Here is a 1950-nt window from a genome sequence, read left to right as displayed (position 1 = left end):
GGCGGGGGGCGGGAGTAGCCGCGGTGAGGTGGGGGTCATGTGTGTCTCCTGCTGGGTGGTGGAGGCGAAGCGAGTGCGGTGACCGCGCCCGGACGGCGACCGGCCGGCGTGGTTCACGCGGGTGGCAGGCGCCGGGCGAGCTGAAGCTGGGCAAGCTGCCAACCGTCACCGACGCGGATCCAGACGCGGGTGACGGCCTGCTGGATGGGGAACGCCGGCGTGCCGGGCACGAACGGGATCCGCATCTCCTGCAGGCAGCTCACCGTCGCCATGTCGGGGAACTCGTGGATGGTGGCGGTGAGGATCCGGACATCCTCGGGAGTGGGGCGCTTGGCCGTGTCGGTGAGGAACTGCTCTTTGTCGTGGATGAGTCCGACGGGGGAGTGGACGGCCACGAACCGCGGATGCAGCAATTCCCGCAAAGGCTCTGCGGCCGGTGCGAGCAGCGCCTTGAGCCAGGCCGCTTCGGCGTCGTCGATGCTCGTCAGGGATGGGGCGGTCACGGACGATTCCTCTCTCGTTGGGGTCACGGGGCGTGTTCGATGCGGGGGCGGGCGCGTCAGGAGCGGGCGCGGAACGCCGTCGGCCTGCCCGTCGTAGCGGTGGTCCGGTTGGCCGACGGGTGCCCGGACCGCGCACGCATCGCGGATGTCCTGTCGGCCGGGCGAGTGCGCGCCGACGTTGTCGTGGACCGGGACGCCGTGGATGCTCTCCTGGGGCGCGAAGCTGTATTCCGCGCCGCGGGAGAGCGGCCGGACGATGAACCCGTCACCGGGGCCGACAGCTGTGGCTGCCGCCGCCGGGTGAGGCGTCACCGGTCCGGGGCGGTCGTCGGCCGGCCCCGAGCAGGGGCCCGGCCGACGACCTGGTCGACGATCGGGCCCGCGTACGCCGACGGCGCTGTTGTACGCCGGTGTGTCCGCGCCCCCGCGCAGGCCGGGTCCCGGTCCGTCGGCCGGTCATCGAGGCGCGGGACGATCCGCGTCGACCGGCCCGCTCAGGAGCCGGCGGGCGCGGCCACGTCGATGGTGAAGGTTCCCGCCGTCGACGTGCGCGGCTTGGCCTCACCGCTCTCGACGTTCAGCGGGGTACGGCCGGCCTCGACGTCGTCGACGATCTGCCGCAGCTGCCGGCGCAGCATCACCACGCCCTTGTCCGAGGAGGCCAGGGTCTCCTCGGAGTGCTGGGTGATGAGGCCCTGGGAGCCCTGCGCCTCGAAGTCGCCCGGGTAGCGCTGCTTCTCCTCCTCGGTCAGCTCCCAGAACTGCTTGCCGTTCTGCTTGATGCTGGCGATGATCCGCAGGATCCGGTCGACGCCTGTCGCCCGCACGGTGATGAACGCCCGGTGGGAGGTGTCGTCGACCGGCACCACGAAGATCATGCAGTCATGGCGCTGGTCCGGCCTGGAGATCACGAAGTCCGGCAGCATGATGATGTTGGGTACGTGCACCTCGGGGCTCCAGTACCGTCCGACGGTCGTTCCGTCCGGCAGTTCCTGCTCGTACCGCTGGCGGTACCCCACGCCGTGCTCGGTCTTGTAGTACTCGATCTTGTCCGACACGGTGTACGGGTCGTAGAACGCGTGGGGCGGTCCGCTCGTACCGACCCCGTCGAACTGCTGGCCGCTGTGGGTGTAGTGCAGCCACATGGCGTGCACCGGGTCCATCGCGTTCTCGAAGGACTGCAGCCAGTTGAAGTCCGAGACCATGCCCGTCACGTTGGCTCCCGGGACGGGCAGCTCGGCGAAGAGGGACTCGCCCTCCCCGAGGTCCTCGAGGAAGTCGTAGCGGGGGAGTGGGGGCTTGTGCTCGGGCGGGCCCATGTAGACGAAGACGAGGCCGTAGCGTTCTTCGACGGGGTACCAGGGCTGGCGGGCGACGTCGCGGCGGCGGCCGAGGGCGGGTTCGCAGGCCTGTTCGAGGCAGTTTCCTTGGACGTCGAACTTCCAGC

At 70.4% G+C, this 1950-nt stretch carries 2 protein-coding genes; both read right to left on the bottom strand.

Going from position 1 to position 1950, the window contains the following annotated elements; translation table 11 throughout:
- Positions 1-113: 113 nt before the first annotated feature.
- Positions 114-503: a nuclear transport factor 2 family protein gene (locus tag ABZ464_RS51945; protein ID WP_359290032.1), complete on the bottom strand. Its 390-nt coding sequence runs from the start codon at positions 501-503 to the stop codon at positions 114-116.
- 494 nt (positions 504-997) lie between these two features.
- On the bottom strand, positions 998-1950 hold a 953-nt coding region (locus ABZ464_RS51940; RefSeq protein ID WP_359290030.1), incomplete at its 5' end, for an aromatic ring-hydroxylating dioxygenase subunit alpha.

The sequence above is a fragment of the Streptomyces sp. NPDC005820 genome (assembly GCF_040630255.1).
Taxonomy (GTDB): Bacteria; Actinomycetota; Actinomycetes; order Streptomycetales; family Streptomycetaceae; genus Streptomyces.
This window is presented reverse-complemented; position numbering and strand designations above follow the sequence as displayed.